Below are 433 nucleotides of genomic sequence, written 5' to 3' on the forward strand. Positions count from 1 at the left end.
AGGTAGGACTGGCGGTCACGGCTTGTGCGGTAGGGCAGGCGGCGGCGACGATTTTCGCCCGCGAGGCCCACCGAAAGAACGCGGACGAAATCGCTACAGCGCTCGAAAAGATAGAGAACTGGCTCGAAGCCTCCGACGCATCCGCGCCGCAATGGCCGGGCTTCTCGGCGCTCGACGCAGCGCGCGCGCATCCGGGCAGGCATGGCGCCTTGCTGCTGCCGTGGAAGGCCGCTGTGGACGCGCTTTGCAAGGCCGGGGACTCACTCTAGAGCCAAGCCACATCGCAATGGGGAGAGCGTGAAAACCATGTCAGAGGTCGCCAAACCGGCTGTTCGAGAGCCGAGCGAAAAGGAAATCCGGCTAGTGATTGCCGCGAGTTCCGCCGGCACAGTTTTTGAGTGGTACGACTTCTTCATCTACGGCACGCTTGCAG

At 63.0% G+C, this 433-nt stretch carries 1 pseudogene; it reads left to right on the forward strand.

The features are described from left to right. Positions 1–269, forward strand: a pseudogene (locus AAFM29_RS18040) (iron-sulfur cluster assembly scaffold protein); the annotation flags it as partial. Positions 270–433: the final 164 nt, after the last annotated feature.

Source organism: Erythrobacter sp. (assembly GCF_038133525.1).
Classification (GTDB): Bacteria; Pseudomonadota; Alphaproteobacteria; order Sphingomonadales; family Sphingomonadaceae; genus Qipengyuania.